We start from the raw sequence: 19,692 nt of genomic DNA on the forward strand, positions 1-19,692 counted from the left end.
ATCACTTCGCCGAGATCCGCACGCCGACCGCGGTCATCACCACGTTGATCACGAACAGACAGATGAAGGCGTAGACCACGGTTTCGTTGACCGCGTTCCCGACGCCTTTGGGCCCACCCTTGACCGTCAGGCCCCGGTAGCAGCCCACCATACCGGCCATCACGCCGAACAGCAGTGCCTTGACCTCGGCCAGCACCAGCTCGCGCAGGCCGGTCAGCACGGTCAACCCGTTGATGAACGCGCCGGGGTTGACGCCCTGCAGGAAGACGGAGAACACGTAGCCACCGGAAAGACCGATGGCGCACACCAATCCGTTGAGCAGCAGGGCTACCACCGTGGAGGCCAGCACGCGGGGCACGACCAGCCGCTGGATCGGGTCGATGCCGAGCACCCGCATCGCGTCGATCTCTTCGCGGATGGTGCGGGCGCCGAGGTCGGCGCAGATCGCGGTGGCACCGGCACCGGCCACGACGAGCACCGTCACCACGGGCCCCAGCTGGGTGATAGTGCCGAATGCCGTTCCGGCGCCGGACAGGTCGGCGGCCCCGATCTCACGCAGCAGAATGTTGAGGGTGAAGGCCACCAGCACGGTGAAGGGGATGGACACCAGCAGCGTGGGGACCAGCGATACGCGCGCGATCATCCACGTCTGTTCCAAAAATTCGCCCAATTGGAACGGCCGGCGAAAAGTTGCCCGGCCGGTATCCAACATCATTTCGAAAAATCCGCCGACGGCGCGGGCGGGGACCGCGAGCTGTTCCCTCAACGCGGTTCCCCCCTCGGTTTGGTCTCGGCGAAGTCTATGTCTGGCCTTTGCGTCGTCTACGGTCGCACGTGGCTCGGTGTGAGCCGGATCATATTAACTCAGAACAAGTTCACCGTGTCAATGAACAGCGCTTCTTATCCGAACCGTTAATTCGCCAGGTCAGACGCACTTGTCATGTGTCAAACTGACACACGTTCTACCTGGTGATCCCCCCAAATCAACCAGCCTTTTGTGGCTATTGCTCCATCAGCGCGGCAGCCGAGAAATTGTGCTCAGGATCACGGCCAGCAAAGTAATCCTGCAGTGTCGAACTCAGCTGCGCGGGATCCCAAGCGACGCCGTCGGCGCTGAATTTCCGCTCCACGGTCGGCGCGGCGACCAATGTCACCTGTGGACCGTAGACGATGAACACCTGACCATTCACCTCGGCGGCGGCCGGGGACGACAGGAACTTCACCAGACTGACCACATGCTCGGGCGACAACGGGTCGACGCCGCCCGCTTCCACCTCGGGTGCGTCGCCGAACACGTCGGCGGTCATCGCGGTGCGCGCGCGGGGGCAGATGGCGTTGGCGCACACCCCGTAGCGGCCCAGCGCCCGTGCGGCCGTGAGGGTCAGCGAGATGATGCCCGCCTTGGCGGCGCCGTAGTTCGCCTGACCGACCGGGCCGACCAGGCCGGCCTCCGACGCCGTGTTGACGATGCGCCCGAAGACCTGGCCACCGGCGTCCTTGGCCTTGGAGCGCCAGTAGGTCGCCGCGTTGCGGGTCAGCAGGAAGTGCCCACGCAGGTGCACCGCGATGACGAGGTCCCACTCCTCGTCGGACATGTTGAACAGCATCCGGTCGCGAGTGATCCCGGCGTTGTTGACCACGATGTCGAGGCCCCCCAGCGAGTCGGCCTGAGCAACCAGTTCGTCGGCGGTCGCGCGTTCGCTGATGTCGCCGGCCACCGCGACGGCCTTCGAACCGGCGGAGTTGATTTCGTCGATGACGTCGGAGGCGTCCAACGCCGCGGCGATGTCGTTGACGACGACGGTCGCGCCCTGGCGCGCCAGGCCGAGCGCCTCGGCGCGCCCCAGGCCCGCGGCCGCACCGGTCACCACCGCGACCTTGCCGGAGAGATCGGTCGCGTTCGTGCTGCTAGTCAATTTATGAATACCTCTAGTTTCGGGTTACGCGCTCGGGGCTGGGATTAGTCGGCGCGCTGAAGCGCCGCGCGCGGGCATTCGGCGATCGCCTGCTCGGCCAGTTGCTCCTGATCGCCGGGAATCGGGTCGAGCTTCACCACGGCGTAATCCTCGTCGTCCAGGTCGAAGATATCTGGCGCAATTCCCAAGCACACCGCGTTACCTTCGCACCGGTCACGGTCCACGATCACCCGCACAGCACCCTCCTTGAGCCTGGCCTTCACCGAAGGACTCGCCTCATCAGTATGTAGGTCCACCATAGGGCCCTGACACCTCTGGCGAAACGGTCGCTGGATTCCCAGACTAGAACGTGTTACAACCGGGGAGGCGAACGGGTAGCCGTTGGTCGAGCTGCAGCCTATGACGAGGCTTGTTACTCCGAACGTCGTTAACTTCAAGGACGGCCGAAATGCGTATCAGTTACACCCCGGAACAAGAGGAGCTGCGTCGCGAGCTGCGGTCGTACTTCACCCAGCTGATGACCTCCGAGCGCCGGGAGGCGCTGACCTCGTCGGGCGGCGGCGAGGTCGGCACCGGCACCGCGTACCGCGACACCGTCGCGCAGATGGGCAAGGACGGGTGGCTCACCCTGAATTGGCCCAAGGAGTACGGCGGCCAGGACCGCTCCCCGATGGACTCGCTGATCTTCACCGACGAGGCCGCCATCGCCGGCGTGCCGGTGCCGTTCCTGACCATCAACAGCGTGGCGCCGACCATCATGGCGTTCGGCACCGAGGAACAGAAGAAGTTCTTCCTGCCCAAGATCGCGGCCGGTGAACTGCACTTCTCCATCGGCTACTCCGAGCCCGGCGCCGGCACCGACCTGGCGAACCTGCGCACCACGGCGGTGCGCGACGGTGACGACTACGTCATCAACGGCCAGAAGATGTGGACCAGCCTGATCGCCTATGCGGACTGGGTGTGGCTGGCGGTGCGCACCAACCCCGAGGCCAAGAAGCACCGCGGCATTTCGATGCTGACCGTGCCGACGACCGCCGAGGGATTCTCCTGGACACCGGTGCACACCATGGCCGGCGTGGACACCAGCGCCACTTACTACTCCGATGTGCGCGTCCCGGTGACCAACCTGGTCGGCGAGGAGAACGGCGGCTGGAAACTGGTGACCAACCAGCTCAACCACGAGCGGGTCGCGCTGGTCTCGCCGCAACCGATCTTCCTGGCCCTGCGCGAGGTTCGTGAATGGGCGCAGAACACCAAGGACGCCGGCGGCGCCCGGCTGATCGACTCGGAATGGGTGCAGATCAACCTGGCCCGCGTGCACGCCAAGGCCGAAGTGCTCAAGCTGATCAACTGGGAACTCGCCTCGGCGGCGAACGAGGCGCTGTCGCCCGCCGACGCGTCGGCGGCCAAGGTGTACGGCACCGAGCTGGCCACCGAGGCCTACCGGCTGCTGATGGAGGTGCTGGGTACCGCCGCGACGGTGCGCCAGAATTCGCCGGGCGCGTTGCTGCGTGGCCGGGTCGAACGGATGCACCGGGCCTGCCTGATCCTGACGTTCGGCGGCGGCACCAACGAAGTGCAGCGCGACATCATCGGCATGGTCGCCCTCGGTCTGCCCCGGAACCGCTGAGCCGCTACGTAATAGAAGGACGGACGTTCATGGATTTCACCACCACCGAAGCGGCGAACGACCTCGGCAACCTGGTCGACACCATCGTGGACTCGGTATGCACCCCCGAACACCAGCGTGAGCTCGACGGGCTCGATCAGCGGTTCGACCGCGACCTGTGGCGCAAGCTGATCGACGCCGGCATCCTGTCCAGCGCCTCGGCTTCGTCGCTGGGCGGCGACGGCTTCGGCGCGCTCGAGCAGATCGCGATCCTGGTTGCGCTGGGACACCAGCTGGCCGCGGTCCCCTACCTGGAGTCGGTGGTGCTGGGCGCCGGTGCGCTGGCCCGGTTCGGCTCCGAAGAGTTGCAACAAAGCTGGGGCGTGCCCGCGGTCAACGGCGAGAAGACGCTCGCGGTCGCCCTCGACGGCGAGATGGGCGACGGCCCCGTGCAGGCCGCCGGCGCCGGCGGCGGGTACCGGCTGACCGGAACCCGCACCCAGGTCGGCTTCGGCCCGGTGGCCGACGCGTTCCTGGTGCCCGCCGAAACGGAGTCCGGCACCGCGGTTTTCCTGGTCGCCGCCGACGACCCCGGCGTCACGGTGACCGCACTGGAGACCACCGGCCTGGGCAGCGTCGGGCACCTCGCCCTGGAGGGGACCGAGGTGGACGAAAGCCGCAAGGTCGGTGGCGCCGAGGTCGTGACGTGGCTCGGCACGCTGGGCACCTTGGGCCGCAGCGCTTTCCAGCTCGGGGTGCTCGAGCGGGGACTGCAGATGACGGCCGAATACGCGCGGGAGCGTGAACAGTTCGACCGCCCGATCGGCAGCTTCCAGGCGGTGTCGCAGCGACTGGCCGACGGCTACATCGACGTCAAGGGGCTGCGGCTCACCCTCACCCAGGCGGCCTGGCGGGTCTCGGAGGACATTCCGGCCGAAATCGACGTCGCCAGTGCGGCGTTCTGGGCGGCGGACGCCGGCCACCGGGTGGCGCACACCATCGTGCACGTGCACGGCGGCGTCGGCGTCGACACCGATCACCCGGCGCACCGCTACTTCCTGGCCGCCAAGGAGACCGAGTTCGCTCTGGGCGGTGCTACCGGACAGCTGCGCCGGATCGGCCGGGAGCTGGCCGAGACACCCGCTTAGGCGCAATGGATCTCACCGATGACCTGACGGTCACCAAGCTGCTGGCGCCGCTGACCGAGATCGACGATCGGGGCATCTACTTCGAGGACTCGTTCACCAGCTGGCGCGATCACCTGCAGCATGGTGCCGCCATCGCCGCTGCGTTGCGGGCGCGGCTCGACCCCCGCCGGCCGCCGCACGTCGGCGTGCTGCTGGAGAACACACCGTTCTTCTCGGCGATGCTTACGGCGGCGGGAATGTCGGGGATCGTGCCGGTGGGGCTCAACCCGGTGCGCCGCGGCGAGGCGCTGCAACGCGACATCGCAAGGGCCGACTGCCAACTGGTGCTGGCCGACTCGAAGTCGGCCGAGACGCTGGGCGACATCGAGCACGTCAACGCCGACTCGCCCGAGTGGGCCGACGAGATCGCCGCGCATCGCGACGCACCGATCTCCTTTCAGAACGCCTCGCCGGCGGACCTGTTCATGTTGATCTTCACGTCGGGCACCAGCGGCGAACCCAAGGCGGTCAAGTGCAGCCACGGCAAGGTCGCGATCGCCGGGGTGACGATGTCACAACGCTTCGACCTCGGCCGCGACGATGTCTGCTACGTATCGATGCCCCTGTTTCACTCCAACGCGGTGCTGGTCGGCTGGGCGGTGGCGGCGGCCTGCGAGGGCTCGATGGCGTTGCGGCGCAAGTTCTCCGCCTCGAACTTCATCGTCGACGTGCGCCGCTATGGCGCCACCTACGCGAATTACGTGGGCAAGCCGCTGTCGTACGTGCTCGCCACGCCCGAGCGGCCCGACGACGCGGACAACCCGCTGCGCGCGGTCTACGGCAACGAGGGCGTACCCGATGACCTCGAGCGCTTCGGGCGCAGATTCGGCTGCGTCGTGCAGGACGGGTTCGGTTCGACCGAAGGCGGCGTGGCCATCGCACGCACGCCCGATACGCCGGCAGGTTCACTTGGCCCACTTCCCGACGGCATCGACATCATCGACCCCGATACCGGCGCGTCATGCCCGCCCGGCGTGGTCGGCGAACTGGTCAACACCGCGGGGCCGGGGCGTTTCGAGGGTTACTACAACGACGAGGCCGCCGAGGCTGAGCGGATGGCCGGCGGGGTGTACCACAGTGGCGATCTCGCCTACCGCGACGACGCCGGCTATGCGTACTTCGCTGGGCGGCTGGGCGATTGGATGCGGGTCGACGGCGAGAACCTCGGTGCCGCCCCGATCGAGCGGGTGTTGCTGCGCCATCCCGACGTCACCGAGGTCGCGGTCTACCCGGTGCCGGACGCGATAGTCGGCGACCAGGTGATGGCCGCCGTGGTACTGGCGCCGGGGGCCGAATTCGACGACGGGAAATTCCGCGCGTTCCTGGCCGAGCAGCCGGACCTGGGACCCAAACAGTGGCCGTCGTACGTGCGGATCAGCACCGAACTCCCGCGGACGGTGACGTTCAAAGTGCTGAAGCGACAGCTGGCCGCCCAGGGCGTCGACTGCGGCGACCCGGTGTGGACGATCCCCCGTTAGGCGCCCGAGGGCCCGGCATTGCCGCCTGAAGCGGGGTCCTGGCAGTAAACTCAGCGCTTGATGAAAATCCGCGAAGTGATCGCCGGCTCGATCCTGGTCGGGTCGCTGGGTGCCGCCGCGCTAGGGCTGGGTGGCGGTTTTGCCGCGGCGGAGCCGCCCCCGCCGCCTCCGCTGCCGCCCCCGCCGCCGCTGGTGTGGTCACCGCCCACCCCGGATCCCGAGCCGTGGGAAGCTCCTCCCCCGCCCGAGCAAGGGCCGCCGCTGCCGCCGCTCCCGCCGCCGGCGGGCTGACGACCTTGCCCCGCACACACCGCGGAGGAATGCGGGGCCGCAATGAAAATGCCGCTAGGACAAGGAGACGCGATGGTGGATGCGCCGGTCGCCGCCGTCGGCGTCACGCGCACGGCTAGTGAAATCAGCGCATGACCGCACGTCCTCTCGAACTCGCGCTCCAAGCCAGCTTCGAACAGCTCTCCGCCGCGGCGCCGGCGAACGTCGGCGTCGCGATCGCCCGGCCGGACCGAACGTTTTCCCTGGGCAGCTGGTGGTCGGGCGTCGCATGGTCGACCATCAAGGTGCCGCTGGCGATCGCGGCGCTGCGCAACGATTGGCTGGGCTCGCGCGAGTTGGTGGTGAAGGCCATCACCGAATCCGATAATCGCGCCTCCGAACAGTTGTGGTCGCAATTGGGCGAGCCGATGGACGCGGCGCGGAGGGTGCAGGTCGTGGTCGCCGAAGGCGGTGACAGCGCGACGGTGGTCGAATCGCGGCGACTTCGCCGTGGTTTCACCGCTTTCGGCCAAACCCAGTGGAGCCTGCAGCGCCAAGCGCGATTCGCCGCGGAGCTGTCGACCATTCCCGACGCCGTGGAAGTGATCGACCTGATGCAACGGCTGGTCGCCGGCGACCAATGGGGACTGGCCGCCAAAGGCCATGCCGCAAAGGGTGGTTGGGGCCCGGGCGTGCATGGCGGGTATCTGGTCCGCCAGTTCGGCATCGTTCCGACACCGTCCGGCCAATGGGGCGTTGCGCTGGCGGCGGACGCGGACGACGGCGCGTTCGAAACGGGCGTCGACGTGCTCAATACGCTGACGGACTGGCTGCTGAGCCGGCTGCCGACCCTAGCCCGTTATTGACGGCACCACCGCGTCGATCAGATGCGGTCCGGGCTCGGCGAAGGCGGCGCGCAACGCGTCGGCCAATTCCTCGGCGGTGGTGACGCGCCGCGCGGGCACTCCCATGCCTTCGCTGATCTTCACGAAATCCATTGTGGGGTCAGATAAATCGAGCAAAGCGAGCGCCTCGGGCCCGGGCGCGGACCCGGCGCCGACGCGCTGCAGCTCAATCCGGAGGATGTCGTAGGCGCTGTTGTTGTACAGCACGGTCGTCACGTCGAGGTTCTCGCGGGCCTGGGTCCACAGTCCCGAAATCGTGTACATCGCCGAACCATCGGATTCCAGGCACAGCACCGGACGGTGCGGGGCGGCCACCGCGGCGCCCACCGCGGCCGGGATGCCGTAGCCGATCGCACCGCCGGTCAGGGTCAGCCAGTCGTGCGCCGGCGCCCCGGCGGTCGCCCCGGCAAGCAACACACCGGACGTGTTCGACTCGTCGACCACGATCGCGCCTTCGGGCAACAGCGCCCCGATCACGTCGGCGGCCGACGCGGAGGTCAGCGCACCCGTCGGCAGCTGGGGACGCGATGCGGGCGCCACCGCCGCTTCGGTGCCCGGCGCCACCTGATCGGCCAGGGCGATCAAAGCCTCTGCTGCCCCGCTGTATTCGGCGAGCACATGCACCTCGCAGCCGGCCGGTACCAGATCGCTGGGCATGCCCGGGTAGGCGAAAAACGACACCGGCGACTTGGCACCCGCCAGCACCAGATGCTTGGCGCCGTCCAGCTGGGCCGTGGCCGCTTCGGCGAAATACGCCAGCCGGTCGACCGCGGGGACACCGGCGCCGCGCTCCAACCGGGTCGGGAAGGTCTCGCACAGCACCCGGGCACCGGTGGCAGCCGCGATGCGGGTGGCCGCCGCCAGCCCCGCGTGGCGGGTGGCGTCGCCGCCCACCATGATCACCGTCGGCTCACCGGAGCGAAGCACCTCGAGCACCTCGGGCGCCAGCAGCGGATCGGCGCCCGTCGGCTGCGCCTCCAGGTTGGAGAACAGCTGGGCACCGTCGGACCAGGAAACGTCGGCGGGCAGGATCAGCGTCGAAATCTGCGAACCCCACCGGCTGGCCGCGACGCCCTCGACGGCGTCGGCCGAGACCTGGGAGGCGTCAGCGGTTCGGCGCACCCATCCCGAGACGCTGCCGGCGAGCGCGTCGATGTCGGATTCCAGTGGGGCGTCGTACTTTTTGTGATAGGTGGCGTGGTCGCCGACGACCACCACCATCGGCACCCGCGCGCGGCGGGCGTTGTGCAGGTTGGCCAGGCCGTTGCCCAGTCCGGGGCCCAGGTGCAGCAGGACCGCAGCAGGCCGATCGGCGATGCGGGCATAACCGTCGGCCGCGCCGGTGGCGACCCCCTCGAACAACGCCAGCACGCCGCGCATCCGCGGCACGGCGTCCAGCGCGGCGACGAAGTGCATCTCCGATGTGCCCGGGTTGGCGAAACACACGTCGACGCCACCGTCGACCAAGGTGTTGATCAGGGCCTGGGCACCGTTCACTTGATTGCCTCCAGTCGGAAAACTCGTTCGGCGTTGCCGCGCAGGAAATCTCGGCGGGCCTCGTCGGTCAGCCCGAGTTCGTCCAGTCCCGCCAGCGCGTGCTCGTGGGTGATCATCGGATAATTGGTGCCGAACAACACTTTTCGTTGCCCGGTTCCGGTCTTCATGAATCGGACGAGTTCGTCCGGCAACCGCTTGATCGTGTAGGCAGAGGTGTCGATGTAGACGTTTTCGTGCTTGCGGGCCACCGCGACCATCTCCTCGGTCCACGGGTAGCCGACGTGGCCGCAGACGATCACCAGCTCCGGGAAGTCCAGCGCCACCTGGTCGATGTAGGGAATCGGCCGGCCGGTCTCGGACGGGCGCAGCGGGCCGGTGTGGCCGACCTGGGTGCAGAACGGGACGCCGGATTCCACACACTGGGCGAACAGCGGGTAGTAGCGGCGATCGGTGGGCGGGGCGTTCCACAACCAGGGCACCACCCGCAGGCCCACGAATCCCCCGTCGGCTATCCGGCGCCGCAACTCCCGGACGGCTTCCATCGGGCGGTCCAGGTCGACGGTGGCCAGGCCGGCGAGCCGGTTCGGGTGCGCGGCAATCCATTGCGCCACCTCGTCGTTGGAGACGAGGTCCGCTCCGCCCGGCCCCCGCCAGGCGCTGAGCACACCCAGTTCGACGCCGGCGGCGTCCATCGACGCCAAGGTCGTCTCGATGGGGATGTCGGCGTCGGGAATTGTCCCGCCCGTCCACCGCCGCAGGGATGCCAGCATGTCGCTGCGCAGGAACCGCGCAGTCGGATGCTGCATCCAGACATCGATCGTCATGCGATTCGACTCTAGACCGGGGTCCGCCGCGGAGGTCAGATGGTCAGCGCGGCGCGGGCGCAGGCGTGCGTCTGCTGCGCGTACCCGCCACCGAACAGCACGACGTGCGCCAGCAGCGGGAAGAGCTGGTGCAGCCCGATGCGGTTACGCCAGCCGGGCCGTAGCGGTCGCACCTCCTGGTAGCCGGCGATCACCGTGTCGTAGTGCGGACAGCCGAACAATGCGAGCATCGCCACGTCGGTCTCGCGGTGACCGGCGTGCGCGGCCGGGTCGATCAGCACCACGCCGTCGGGCGTCCACATCACGTTCCCGCTCCACAGATCGCCGTGCAGCCGGGCCGGCCGGTCGTCGTCGTCGAAATCTCCCGCACGGCAACGCGCCACGACGGAGTCGACGGCGTCGCGGGTGCCGGCATCCAGGCGCGGGGCCGCGAGTTCGGCCATCGGGGCCAGCCGTTCCTCGGCGTAGAACCCGCCCCAGTCGCGGTGCCGGCGCAGCGACATCGGCAGGGGCTGCGACAGCGGGCCGAAAAAGCCCGGCCCGTCCCAGCCGTCCGGCCCTGCCCCGAACGCAGGGGCGCCGGCGTCGTGCGTGACGGCCAGCCGGACGCCGAACCTGCGCGCGGCCTCGGGGGTCGGGCCCACCGATTCCAGGCGCCGCAGGGTCAGGCTCGCGTCGTCCACGGCGATGACCTGCGCGCACGGCACACCGCCCTCGACGGCCGAAAGCCATTGCAGCCCCGCAGCTTCGGCCGCGAAGAAGCCGGCTGGTGCGCCCGCACGATGTTTGACGAAGTCGGTCACACTGCGTGAGGGCCTAGCGCTGAAAACGCATCACGCAGTGGCGTGGGCGGCGTGCACATCGTCGGCGGGGCGGGCCTCGGTCTGCTCCTTGGCCCAGCGGTAGTCGGGCTTACCCGCGGGTGAGCGCTTGACCTCGTCGACCAGCCACAGGCTGCGCGGCACCTTGTAGCCCGCGATCTCGGAGCGCACGAAGCTGTCCAGCTCCGACAGCGCGGGCCGGGTGCCCGGCCGGGGCTGTACGACGGCGGCGACGTGCTGGCCGTACCGGGGGTCGGGCACGCCGACCACCAGGGCGTCGAAGACATCGGGGTGGCCCTTGAGCGCCGCCTCGACCTCCTCGGGATAGATCTTCTCGCCGCCGCTGTTGATCGACACCGAGCCGCGGCCCAGCATCGTGACCGTGCCGTCGGCCTCGACCTCGGCGAAGTCACCGGGGATGGCGTACCGCACGCCGTTGAAGGTTTTGAACGTCTCGGCGGTCTTCTTCTCGTCCTTGTAGTAACCGACGGGGATGTTGCCCTTCTTCGCGATGAATCCGCGCACACCGGAGCCCGGCTTGACCTCGTTGCCCTCCTCGTCGAGGACGACGGTGCGGTGGTCGATCGTCACGCGCGGGCCACCGGCGTGCGGCGCGTCCTTGGCGACGATGCTGGTGCCGCCGAACCCGGTTTCCGAAGATCCGATGGAGTCGGTGATGACCCGGTTGGGCAGCAGTTCGAGGAACTTCTCCTTGATGCTCGGCGAGAACAGCGCCGCGGTGGAGGCGAGCAGGAACAGCGACGACAGGTCGTATTCGTTGCCCTTGTCCTGGTGGGCCAGCAGGGCGTCCAGCAGCGGCCGCGCCATCGCGTCGCCGGTGAAGAACAGCAGGTTCACCTTATGGTCGTGGATCGTGCGCCAGACCTCGTCGGCGTTGAATTCCGGTGCCAGCACGGTGGTTTGGCCCGAGAAGATCGACATCCAGGTGGCCGACTGGGTGGCGCCGTGGATCATCGGCGGAATCGGATGGCGGACCATCGGCGGGTTGGCGGCGGCGGCCTTGGCCAGGTCGTACTCGTCCTTGACGAATTCGCCCGTGGCGAAGTCGGTTCCGCCGAACAGCACCCGGTAGATGTCCTCGTGACGCCACATCACGCCTTTGGGAAAGCCCGTCGTGCCACCCGTATACAGCAGGTAGATGTCGTCGGCGCTGCGCTCGCCGAAGTCGCGCTCGGGCGAGCTCTGCGCTATCGCCGAGTAGAACTCGACACCGCCGTAGCGGCTGAAGTCGTTGTCGCTGCCGTCCTCGACCACCAGGACCGTCTTGACGTCGGGGGTCTCCGGCAGCACGTTGGCCACCCGGTCGGAGTACTGGCGCTCGTGGACCAGCGCGACCATGTCGGAGTTCTCGAACAGGTAGCGCAGCTCGCCCTCGACGTAGCGGTAGTTGATGTTCACCAGGATGGCGCCGGCCTTGACGATGCCGAGCATCGCGATGACGATCTCGATGCGGTTGCGGCAGTACAGCCCGACCTTGTCGTCCTTTTTCACCCCCTGCTCCAACAGGTAGTGAGCCAGGCGGTTGGCCTTCTCCTCTAGCTGGGCATAGGTCAACTTCTCGTCGCCGCAGATCAGGGCGACACGATCGGGCACAGCGTCGATGGCGTGCTCTGCAAGGTCGGCAATATTCAAGGCCACGGCCACCAAATTAGAACGTGTTACATTTCGAGGCAAGCTCGTACCCAATGTCGAGGGAAAGGCGGTAGCCGTGTCCGTGGAGAATGCCGGAACCCCAGCAAACACCGAAAACGGGGAAACCGGACCCTCTGAAGCCGATGCGCTGGTGGAACAGCGTGGTCATACCCTCATCGTGACCATGAACCGGCCGCACCGCCGCAACGCCCTGAGCACGGAAATGATGGAAATCATGGTCCAGGCCTGGGACCGCGTCGACAACGACGACGACATCCGCTGCTGCATCCTGACCGGCGCCGGTGGCTACTTCTGCGCGGGCATGGACCTCAAGACAGCAACCCAGAAGCCACCGGGTGAGTCGTTCAAGGACGGCAGCTACGACCCGTCGCGAATCGACGCCCTGCTCAAGGGCCGCAGGCTGAAAAAGCCACTGATCGCCGCCGTCGAGGGCCCGGCCATCGCCGGGGGCACCGAGATCCTGCAGGGCACCGACATCCGGGTCGCCGGTGAGAGCGCCAAATTCGGCATCTCCGAGGCCAAGTGGAGCCTGTACCCGATGGGCGGCTCCGCCGTCCGCCTGGTGCGCCAGATCCCCTACACCGTGGCCTGCGACCTGCTGCTGACCGGACGGCACATCACCGCCGCCGAGGCCAAGGAGATGGGTCTGATCGGCCACGTCGTTCCCGACGGCCAGGCGCTGACCAAGGCGCTGGAGATCGCCGAGGTCATCGAGAACAACGGGCCCCTGGCCGTGCAGGCGATCCTCAAGACGATCCGCGAGACCGAGGGCATGCACGAGGAAGAGGCCTTCAAGCCCGACACCGCCAACGGCATTCCGGTGTTCCTCTCCGAGGACTCCAAGGAAGGCCCGCGGGCTTTCGCCGAGAAGCGCAAGCCCAACTTCAAAAACCGCTAGACGCTTTCTTTCGCCGAACGTGCACTCAGGGCGAGAAACACGCCGAGATTTCGCCGTGAGTGCACGTTTGGCGCAGAGATCAGCTCAGCAGCGGCGCGCTCGGGGTGAACACCACCGGCATCGCTTCCAGGCCGCTGACGAAGTTCGCCGGCCGCAGCGGCAGTGTCGAGTCGTCGTCGGCCAGCCGCAGATCCGGCAGCCGCTTGAGGACCCGCTCGGTCATCATCGAAAGTTCCAGGCGGGCCAGCTGGTTCCCCAGGCAGAAGTGCGTGCCGAAACCGAAAGCCATGTGGCTGTTGGGGTTGCGCCGGATGTCGAAGTTGTCCGGGTCCTCGAACACCGACTCGTCGAAGTTGCCCGACTCGAACAGCAGCATGATCTTCTCGCCCTCACGCAGTGAGGTGCCGTGGAATTCGGTGTCGGCGGTCAGGATCCGGCACATGTTCTTCACCGGCGACGTCCAGCGCAGCATCTCCTCGATGGCGCCGGGCAGCAGCGATGGATCGCGCACCATGGCATCCCACTGGTCGCGGTGCCGCACCAGCTGCTCGGTGCCCCCGCTCAGTGTGTGCCGGGTGGTCTCGTCGCCGCCGATGAGGATGAGCAGCGTCTCCATGACGATCTCGTCGTCGGACATCCGCTGACCCTCCACCTCGGCGTTCACCAAAATGGAGAACAGGTCGTCGGTGGGCTCGGCTCGCCGCTTGGTGATGATGTCCATGGTGAACGCGGTGTAGGCGGCGAAAGCGTTCATCACGCTCTGGGCGACCTCCGATTCCGGATCGATGTGCGAGCTCAGCCCGCACACCAGGTCGTCGGACCACTTCAACAACATGCCGCGTTCGGAGGGCAGCACGCCCAGCATGTCGCCGATCACCGCCATCGGCAGCGGGGCGGCGATGTCGCGGACGAAGTCACACTCGCCGCGCTCACACACCGCGTCGATCAGGGTGTCGCACAGCTTGGCGATGGACGGCTCCTTCTCCTTCACCCGCTTGCGGGTGAAGCCGGCGTTGACCAGCTTGCGCCGCACCAGGTGTGCCGGATCGTCCATGTCGATCATGTAGGGCATGCCGGGCTGATCGGGACGGATGCCGCCCGTGCTGGAGAACAGTTCCGGATTGCGCTCGGCGTCGAGGATGGCTTGATAGGTGGTGGCACCGGCCAGTCCGTTGCGATCACGAAACACCGGCTGGTTGGCGCGCATCCAGCGATAGGCCTCGCGCGACGTGCGACCGTCGGCGTAGAAGTTGCCGTCGGTCAGATCGATGTTCGAGATTGCTTCGGGGATGGTCGAAGTCATTCACAGCCTCCAAATATTGACGAGCGGATTACAGTAACCGGCATGCCTGAGTCACAACACGTAGTTGCGGGGACAGTCCTCACCATGCCGGTGCGGATACGAAAAGCGGACGTACACACCGCGATGTTTTCGGTGGATGCGCAAGCGGCACAACGCCTTATCGACTACAGCGGTCTGCAGGTCTGCCAACCGCGCCCCGGCCGGGCGGTGGTGAACCTGATGCTGGCGCGCTACATCGACGGCGATTTGGGGCAGTACCACGAATTCGGTACCTGCGTCATGGTCAACCCGCCCGGTTCGACGGCGCGCGGCTGGCGGGCCCTGGGCGATGCGGCCGCGTTCATCCACCATCTGCCCGTCGACCAGATCTTCACCCTGGAAGCCGGGCGCTCGATCTGGGGATTCCCGAAGATCATGGCGGAGTTCACCATTCGCGAGCACGGCCGGTTCGGATTCGACGTCAGCGCCGACGGCGCGCACATCGCGGGCATCGACTTCGCCCGCGGGGTGCCGGTGCCCTCGATGTTCACGTCGCGGCCGCAGGTGCTCAAGACCTATACCTTCGCCGACGGCACCACCCGGGAAGTGCCCTGGGAGATGCGGGTGCGTGGGCTGCGCGGTCAGCTCGGCGGCGCGAAGTTGCGACTGGGCGATCACGCCTACGCCGAGGAGCTGGCGTCGCTGGGCCTGCCAAAGCGGGCGATGGTCTCTGGATCTGTCGGCCACGTCGAGATGACATTCGGCGACGCCCACCCGCTCGGCTGACCGGCCGGGCCGCTGTCGATTGCCCGAATCCACATCGCGCTGCGCGCTTTGCGTCGTCACCGGGCGGGCCATCCGGACAATCTAGAACGCGTTCTAAGCCCCTGGCAAGAAAAATAGAACGTGTTCTAGTTTGGCGTGGGCAGGTGTCAGATCAGCGTCGCCAGCTCGCGGACCTGCTCGGTACTGCGGCCGGACACCACCATCATGGTGACGCCGGCGGCCTCCCATGCCTTGATCTGCTTACGCACGTAGTCGAGGTCGCCGACGATTGCGGCATCGTCGATCACCTCGTCGGGGATGATTTCGGCGGCCTTGTCCTTCTGGTTGCTGCGGAACAGCTTGGTCACGTCGTCGACCACTTCGGCGTAGCCCATCCGGCGGTAGACGTCGGCGTGGAAGTTGGTGTCCTCGGCGCCCATCCCGCCCATGTAGAGCGCGATGTAGGGCTTCATGGCCGCGAAGGCGGCGCTGCGGTCCTCGGTGATGACGATGTTGGCCGTCGCGCAGATCTCGAAGTTCTCGCGGCTACGGCGTGCGCCGGGGCGAGCGAATCCCTCATCCAGCCACTCGTTGTAGGTGTCGGCCATGCGCGGCGTGTAGAAGATCGGCAGCCAGCCGTCGCAGATCTCGGCGGCCAGCGCGACGTTCTTCGGTCCCTCGGCGCCCAGCATGATCGGGATGTCGGCCCGCAGCGGATGGGTGATGGGCTTGAGTGGCTTGCCCAAACCCGTTGCGCGCTCCCCGGTCAGCGGCAACGGGTAGTGCGGCCCGGCGCTGGTCACCGGGGCCTCGCGCGCCCACACCTGCCGGATGATGTCGATGTATTCACGGGTGCGGGCCAGCGGCTTGGGGAACGACTGGCCGTACCAGCCCTCGACCACCTGCGGGCCGGAGACGCCGAGGCCGAGGACGTGCCGCCCGCCGGACAGGTGGTCGAGCGTCAGGGCCGCCATGGCGCAGGCCGTCGGGGTACGGGCGGACAGCTGGACCACCGAGGTGCCCAGCCGCACCCGCGACGTCGACGAGCCCAGCCAGGCCAGCGGTGTGTAGGCGTCCGAACCCCAGGCCTCGGCGGTGAAGACGGCGTCGTATCCGGCCTCCTCGGCCGCGGCGACGAGCTCACCATGGTTCTGCGGCGGCTGAGCGCCCCAATATCCCAGCTGCAATCCCAGCTTCATCGTCTTTGCCCTTCCGGTGGTCGTCCCGATCCAAGAAAGATTTGAATCCGTTCTTAGAACCTGTTCTACTCGATGGCGTGACAGCCAGCTCGAGTAGCCCGCCCCTGATGGATCACCCTGAGCCACCGCTCGCCGCACCACTGACGTTGTCGTTCGACTACACCCGTTCAGTCGGCCCCACGTTGAGCAAATTCTTCACCGCGCTGCGTGACCGCCACGTCCTGGGTGTGCGCGGATCGGATGGTCGGGTGCACGTGCCGCCGGCGGAATATGACCCGGTCACCTATGAGCCGCTGGGCGAGATGGTACCGGTGTCCAGCGTCGGCACCGTGGTCTCGTGGGCCTGGCAGCCCGAACCGATCGAGGGCCAGCCGCTGGACCGGCCATTCGCCTGGGCGCTGATCAAGTTGGACGGCGCCGATACCCCGCTGATCCACGCCGTGGACGTGGGTGAGCCGAAGGCCATCAAGACCGGCACCCGGGTGCATGTGCACTGGGTGGACGAGCCGGTGGGCGCCATCACCGACATCGCCTATTTCGCGCTCGGCGACGAAGCCGAGACCGTGACCGAGCAGGCGGACGGCGACAAAGACCCGGTCACCATGATCGTCACCCCCGTGTCGCTGACCATCCAGCACAGCGCCTCGCACGAGGAGAGCGCCTATCTGCGGGCCATCGCGCAGGGCAAGCTGCTCGGCGCGAAGACGGGCGAGAACGGCAAGGTCTATTTCCCGCCGCATGGCGCCGATCCGGCCACCGGTCAGCCGACGACGGAGTTCTTGGAGCTGCCGGACAAGGGCACCGTCACGACGTTCGCCATCATCAACATCCCGTTCCAGGGCCAGCGCATCAAGCCGCCCTATGTGGCGGCCTACGTGCTGCTCGACGGAGCCGACATCCCGTTCCTGCATCTGGTCGCCGACATCGACGCCCACGAAGTGCGGATGGGCATGCGCGTCGAGGCGGTGTGGAAACCCCGCGAGGAGTGGGGATTCGGCATCGACAACATCGAGTACTTCCGGCCGACCGGGGAACCCGACGCCGACTACGACACCTACAAGCACCACCTGTAAAGGGCCTACCTGCACATGAGCGCTCGCAACGTTGCGGTCGTCGGCTTTGCCCACGCCCCACACGCCCGCCGCACCGACGGCACCACCAACGGTGTCGAGATGTTGATTCCGTGCTTCGCCCAGCTGTACGAGGAGCTGGGCATCAGTCGGACCGACATCGGCTTCTGGTGTTCCGGATCATCCGATTACCTTGCCGGACGGGCTTTTTCGTTCATTTCGGCGATCGACTCGATCGGTGCCGTTCCGCCGATCAACGAGTCGCACGTCGAAATGGACGCCGCCTGGGCACTTTACGAGGCCTACATCAAAATCCTCACCGGCGAGGTGGACACCGCGCTGGTGTACGGCTTCGGCAAGTCCTCGGCCGGGATCCTGCGCCAGATCCTGACGCGACAGACCGACCCCTACACCGTCGCGCCGTTGTGGCCCGATTCGATATCGATGGCCGGGCTGCAGGCGCGCATCGGGCTCGACACCGGCAAGTGGACCGAGGAGCAGATGGCGCGGGTTGCCTTCGACTCCTTCGCCAATGCGCGCCGGGTGGACAATGTCGAGGGGTCTATCAGTGTGGCCGAACTGCTCGACCGGCCGTTCTTCGCCGACCCGCTGCGCCGGCACGACATCGCACCGATCACCGATGGCGCCGCGGCCATCGTGCTCGCGGCCGGCGACCGGGCGCGTGAGCTGCGCGAAAACCCGGCCTGGATCACCGGAATCGAGCATCGCATCGAAACCCCGTCGCTGGGCGCGCGCGACCTCACCGAGTCTCCGTCGACCGAGGCCGCCACGCGCGTGGCCACCGGCGGCCGGACCGACAACCTCGACGTGGCCGAGATCTGCGCGCCCTTCACCCACCAGCACCTGATCATCGCCGAAGCCATCCGGATACCGGGGCCGACCAAGGTCAACCCATCCGGCGGCGCGCTGGCGGCCAACCCCATGTTCGTCGCCGGTCTCGAACGCATCGGCTTTGCGGCACAACACATCTGGAACGGCTCGGCTGAGCGGGTGCTGGCGCACGCCACCAGCGGGCCTGCGCTACAACAGAACCTGGTCGCGGTGATGGAAGGAAAGAACTGATGGCCGGTGCAGGGCCAAACGTTGCTGCGGTACTAGGTACCGGACAGACGAAGTACGTCGCCAAACGCCAAGATGTTTCGATGAACGGCCTCGTTCGTGAGGCGATCGACCGGGCGCTGGCCGACTCCGGCAGCACCTTCGACGACATCGACGCCGTCGTGGTCGGCAAGGCGCCGGACTTCTTCGAGGGCGTCATGATGCCCGAGCTGTTCATGGCCGACGCCATGGGCGCCACGGGCAAGCCGCTGATCCGCGTGCACACCGCCGGATCGGTCGGCGGGTCCACCGGCGTGGTGGCCGCGAGCCTGGTGCAGTCCGGCAAGTACCGGCGCGTGCTCGCGATGGCCTGGGAGAAGCAGTCAGAATCAAATGCCATGTGGGCGTTGTCGATTCCGATCCCCTTCATCAAGCCGGTGGGTGCCGGCGCGGGCGGCTACTTCGCGCCGCACGTGCGTTCGTACATCCGCCGGTCCGGTGCGCCGACGAACATCGGTGCCATTGTCGCGGTCAAGGACCGGCTCAACGGCAGCAAAAACCCGCTGGCGCACCTGCACCAGCCCGACATCACCGTCGAGAAGGTGATGGCGTCGCCGATGCTGTGGGACCCGATCCGTTACGACGAGACCTGCCCGTCGTCCGACGGTGCCGCCGCCGTGGTGATCGGCAACGAGGAGGCCGCCGAAGCCCATCTGGCGCAAGGACATCCGGTGGCCTGGATTCACGCCACCGCGTTGCGCACCGAGCCGCTGCAGTTCTCCGGACGCGACCAGGTCAGCCCGCAGGCAGGCCGTGACGCGGCCGCGGCGCTGTGGACGGCGGCCGGCATCGAGAGCCCGATCGACGAGATCGACGCCGCGGAAATCTACGTGCCGTTCTCCTGGTTCGAGCCGATGTGGTTGGAAAACCTGGGCTTTGCCGCCGAGGGCGAAGGGTGGAAACTCACCGAAGCCGGCGAAACCAAGATCGGCGGCCGGCTGCCGGTGAACCCGTCGGGCGGCGTGCTGTCGTCGAACCCGATCGGCGCCTCCGGCCTGATTCGCTTCGCCGAAGCCGCGATTCAGGTGATGGGCAAGGGCGGCGACCACCAGGTGCCGGGCGCGCGAAAGGCCCTGGGCCACGCCTACGGCGGTGGCTCGCAGTACTACTCGATGTGGGTGGTGGGCGCCGACAAGCCCGCGGCCCAGAAGGTCGATGCGTGAGCGCGTCGACGACGA

At 67.4% G+C, this 19,692-nt stretch carries 19 protein-coding genes; 10 read left to right on the plus strand and 9 right to left on the minus strand.

What is annotated here, in order from left to right; genetic code table 11:
* Position 1: 1 nt before the first annotated feature.
* The 3 genes from ACZYVJ_RS11705 to ACZYVJ_RS11715 form a co-directional block, all read right to left on the minus strand.
* The gene (locus tag ACZYVJ_RS11705; RefSeq protein WP_463831140.1) at positions 2 to 766 is read right to left on the minus strand and encodes an MlaE family ABC transporter permease; all 765 of its coding nucleotides are present in this window, start codon (positions 764 to 766) and stop codon (positions 2 to 4) included.
* 235 nt (positions 767 to 1,001) lie between these two features.
* Positions 1,002 to 1,916, minus strand: a complete 915-nt coding sequence (locus ACZYVJ_RS11710; protein WP_463831141.1) for a 3-oxoacyl-ACP reductase — start codon at positions 1,914 to 1,916, stop codon at positions 1,002 to 1,004.
* A gap of 44 nt (positions 1,917 to 1,960) precedes the next feature.
* Positions 1,961 to 2,152 carry a ferredoxin gene (locus tag ACZYVJ_RS11715; RefSeq protein WP_463832961.1) on the minus strand — a complete coding sequence of 64 codons (192 nt, stop codon included), beginning with the start codon at positions 2,150 to 2,152 and terminating at the stop codon, positions 1,961 to 1,963.
* A gap of 212 nt (positions 2,153 to 2,364) precedes the next feature.
* Between ACZYVJ_RS11715 and ACZYVJ_RS11720 the strand changes: the two genes are divergently transcribed.
* The 5 genes from ACZYVJ_RS11720 to ACZYVJ_RS11740 all read left to right on the plus strand — a co-directional run bounded on the left by ACZYVJ_RS11720 (position 2,365) and on the right by ACZYVJ_RS11740 (position 7,326).
* Complete coding sequence (locus tag ACZYVJ_RS11720; protein WP_463831142.1) at positions 2,365 to 3,546, plus strand: acyl-CoA dehydrogenase; 1,182 nt, start codon at positions 2,365 to 2,367, stop codon at positions 3,544 to 3,546.
* Positions 3,547 to 3,575: 29 nt separating this feature from the next.
* Positions 3,576 to 4,673 carry an acyl-CoA dehydrogenase family protein gene (locus ACZYVJ_RS11725; RefSeq protein WP_463831143.1) on the plus strand — a complete coding sequence of 366 codons (1,098 nt, stop codon included), beginning with the start codon at positions 3,576 to 3,578 and terminating at the stop codon, positions 4,671 to 4,673.
* Between the two features lie 5 nt (positions 4,674 to 4,678).
* The gene (fadD17, locus tag ACZYVJ_RS11730) at positions 4,679 to 6,190 is read left to right on the plus strand and encodes a long-chain-fatty-acid--CoA ligase FadD17 (protein WP_463831144.1); all 1,512 of its coding nucleotides are present in this window, start codon (positions 4,679 to 4,681) and stop codon (positions 6,188 to 6,190) included.
* A gap of 60 nt (positions 6,191 to 6,250) precedes the next feature.
* Positions 6,251 to 6,481: a hypothetical protein gene (locus tag ACZYVJ_RS11735; RefSeq protein ID WP_463831145.1), complete on the plus strand. Its 231-nt coding sequence runs from the start codon at positions 6,251 to 6,253 to the stop codon at positions 6,479 to 6,481.
* Positions 6,482 to 6,612: 131 nt separating this feature from the next.
* Entirely contained in the window at positions 6,613 to 7,326 is a 714-nt protein-coding gene (locus tag ACZYVJ_RS11740) for a serine hydrolase (protein WP_463831146.1), read from the plus strand.
* Here ACZYVJ_RS11740 and ACZYVJ_RS11745 read toward each other — a convergent pair.
* Genes ACZYVJ_RS11745 through ACZYVJ_RS11760 form a run of 4 tightly spaced genes read right to left on the minus strand, consistent with a single transcriptional unit; the run spans position 7,312 to position 12,172 of the window.
* Complete coding sequence (locus ACZYVJ_RS11745) at positions 7,312 to 8,862, minus strand: acetolactate synthase large subunit (RefSeq protein WP_463831147.1); 1,551 nt, start codon at positions 8,860 to 8,862, stop codon at positions 7,312 to 7,314. The two genes, ACZYVJ_RS11740 and ACZYVJ_RS11745, sit on opposite strands and share 15 nt — an antisense overlap.
* Positions 8,859 to 9,686, minus strand: a complete 828-nt coding sequence (locus ACZYVJ_RS11750) for an amidohydrolase family protein (RefSeq protein ID WP_463831148.1) — start codon at positions 9,684 to 9,686, stop codon at positions 8,859 to 8,861. Before ACZYVJ_RS11750 ends, ACZYVJ_RS11745 begins: the two co-directional genes overlap by 4 nt.
* Positions 9,687 to 9,721: 35 nt before the next feature.
* Positions 9,722 to 10,489, minus strand: a complete 768-nt coding sequence (locus tag ACZYVJ_RS11755) for a fructosamine kinase family protein (RefSeq protein WP_463831149.1) — start codon at positions 10,487 to 10,489, stop codon at positions 9,722 to 9,724.
* Between the two features lie 30 nt (positions 10,490 to 10,519).
* On the minus strand, positions 10,520 to 12,172 hold the full coding sequence (locus tag ACZYVJ_RS11760; protein ID WP_463831150.1) for an acyl-CoA synthetase: 1,653 nt from the start codon (positions 12,170 to 12,172) through the stop codon (positions 10,520 to 10,522).
* 64 nt (positions 12,173 to 12,236) lie between these two features.
* Between ACZYVJ_RS11760 and ACZYVJ_RS11765 the strand changes: the two genes are divergently transcribed.
* Positions 12,237 to 13,079 (plus strand): crotonase/enoyl-CoA hydratase family protein, encoded by an 843-nt coding sequence (locus ACZYVJ_RS11765; RefSeq protein ID WP_463831151.1) that lies wholly within the window; start codon positions 12,237 to 12,239, stop codon positions 13,077 to 13,079.
* Positions 13,080 to 13,158: 79 nt separating this feature from the next.
* Here the strand turns inward: ACZYVJ_RS11765 and ACZYVJ_RS11770 are convergent, their stop codons facing one another.
* A complete protein-coding gene (locus ACZYVJ_RS11770; RefSeq protein WP_463831152.1) occupies positions 13,159 to 14,382 on the minus strand; it encodes a cytochrome P450 in 1,224 nt (407 codons plus the stop codon).
* 42 nt (positions 14,383 to 14,424) lie between these two features.
* Between ACZYVJ_RS11770 and ACZYVJ_RS11775 the strand changes: the two genes are divergently transcribed.
* On the plus strand, positions 14,425 to 15,147 hold the full coding sequence (locus ACZYVJ_RS11775) for an acetoacetate decarboxylase family protein (RefSeq protein ID WP_463831153.1): 723 nt from the start codon (positions 14,425 to 14,427) through the stop codon (positions 15,145 to 15,147).
* A 146-nt stretch (positions 15,148 to 15,293) separates the two neighbouring features.
* On the opposite strand, the gene ACZYVJ_RS11780 is transcribed toward ACZYVJ_RS11775, so the two are convergent.
* The gene (locus tag ACZYVJ_RS11780) at positions 15,294 to 16,325 is read right to left on the minus strand and encodes an LLM class F420-dependent oxidoreductase (protein ID WP_463831154.1); all 1,032 of its coding nucleotides are present in this window, start codon (positions 16,323 to 16,325) and stop codon (positions 15,294 to 15,296) included.
* Positions 16,326 to 16,402: 77 nt separating this feature from the next.
* Between ACZYVJ_RS11780 and ACZYVJ_RS11785 the strand changes: the two genes are divergently transcribed.
* The 3 genes from ACZYVJ_RS11785 to ACZYVJ_RS11795 are packed head-to-tail and all read left to right on the plus strand — an operon-like array spanning position 16,403 to position 19,677.
* Positions 16,403 to 17,398, plus strand: a complete 996-nt coding sequence (locus ACZYVJ_RS11785) for a Zn-ribbon domain-containing OB-fold protein (protein ID WP_463831155.1) — start codon at positions 16,403 to 16,405, stop codon at positions 17,396 to 17,398.
* 15 nt (positions 17,399 to 17,413) lie between these two features.
* Positions 17,414 to 18,478, plus strand: coding sequence for a thiolase domain-containing protein (locus tag ACZYVJ_RS11790; RefSeq protein ID WP_463831156.1), 1,065 nt, complete (start codon positions 17,414 to 17,416; stop codon positions 18,476 to 18,478).
* Positions 18,478 to 19,677 (plus strand): thiolase domain-containing protein, encoded by a 1,200-nt coding sequence (locus tag ACZYVJ_RS11795; protein WP_463831157.1) that lies wholly within the window; start codon positions 18,478 to 18,480, stop codon positions 19,675 to 19,677. Before ACZYVJ_RS11790 ends, ACZYVJ_RS11795 begins: the two co-directional genes overlap by 1 nt.
* The last annotated feature ends 15 nt before the right edge of the window (positions 19,678 to 19,692 follow it).

This window comes from Mycobacterium sp. IDUB_3 (genome assembly GCF_055419585.1).

Coding starts and splice junctions, on each gene's coding strand:
- ACZYVJ_RS11780 (WP_463831154.1), bottom strand. CDS start 16,325: ATGAAGCTGGGATTGCAGCTGGGATATTGGGGCGCTCAGCCGCCGCAG.
- ACZYVJ_RS11720 (WP_463831142.1), top strand. CDS start 2,365: ATGCGTATCAGTTACACCCCGGAACAAGAGGAGCTGCGTCGCGAGCTG.
- ACZYVJ_RS11750 (WP_463831148.1), bottom strand. CDS start 9,686: ATGACGATCGATGTCTGGATGCAGCATCCGACTGCGCGGTTCCTGCGC.
- fadD17 (WP_463831144.1), top strand. CDS start 4,679: ATGGATCTCACCGATGACCTGACGGTCACCAAGCTGCTGGCGCCGCTG.
- ACZYVJ_RS11775 (WP_463831153.1), top strand. CDS start 14,425: ATGCCTGAGTCACAACACGTAGTTGCGGGGACAGTCCTCACCATGCCG.
- ACZYVJ_RS11735 (WP_463831145.1), top strand. CDS start 6,251: ATGAAAATCCGCGAAGTGATCGCCGGCTCGATCCTGGTCGGGTCGCTG.
- ACZYVJ_RS11790 (WP_463831156.1), top strand. CDS start 17,414: ATGAGCGCTCGCAACGTTGCGGTCGTCGGCTTTGCCCACGCCCCACAC.
- ACZYVJ_RS11740 (WP_463831146.1), top strand. CDS start 6,613: ATGACCGCACGTCCTCTCGAACTCGCGCTCCAAGCCAGCTTCGAACAG.
- ACZYVJ_RS11725 (WP_463831143.1), top strand. CDS start 3,576: ATGGATTTCACCACCACCGAAGCGGCGAACGACCTCGGCAACCTGGTC.
- ACZYVJ_RS11770 (WP_463831152.1), bottom strand. CDS start 14,382: ATGACTTCGACCATCCCCGAAGCAATCTCGAACATCGATCTGACCGAC.
- ACZYVJ_RS11795 (WP_463831157.1), top strand. CDS start 18,478: ATGGCCGGTGCAGGGCCAAACGTTGCTGCGGTACTAGGTACCGGACAG.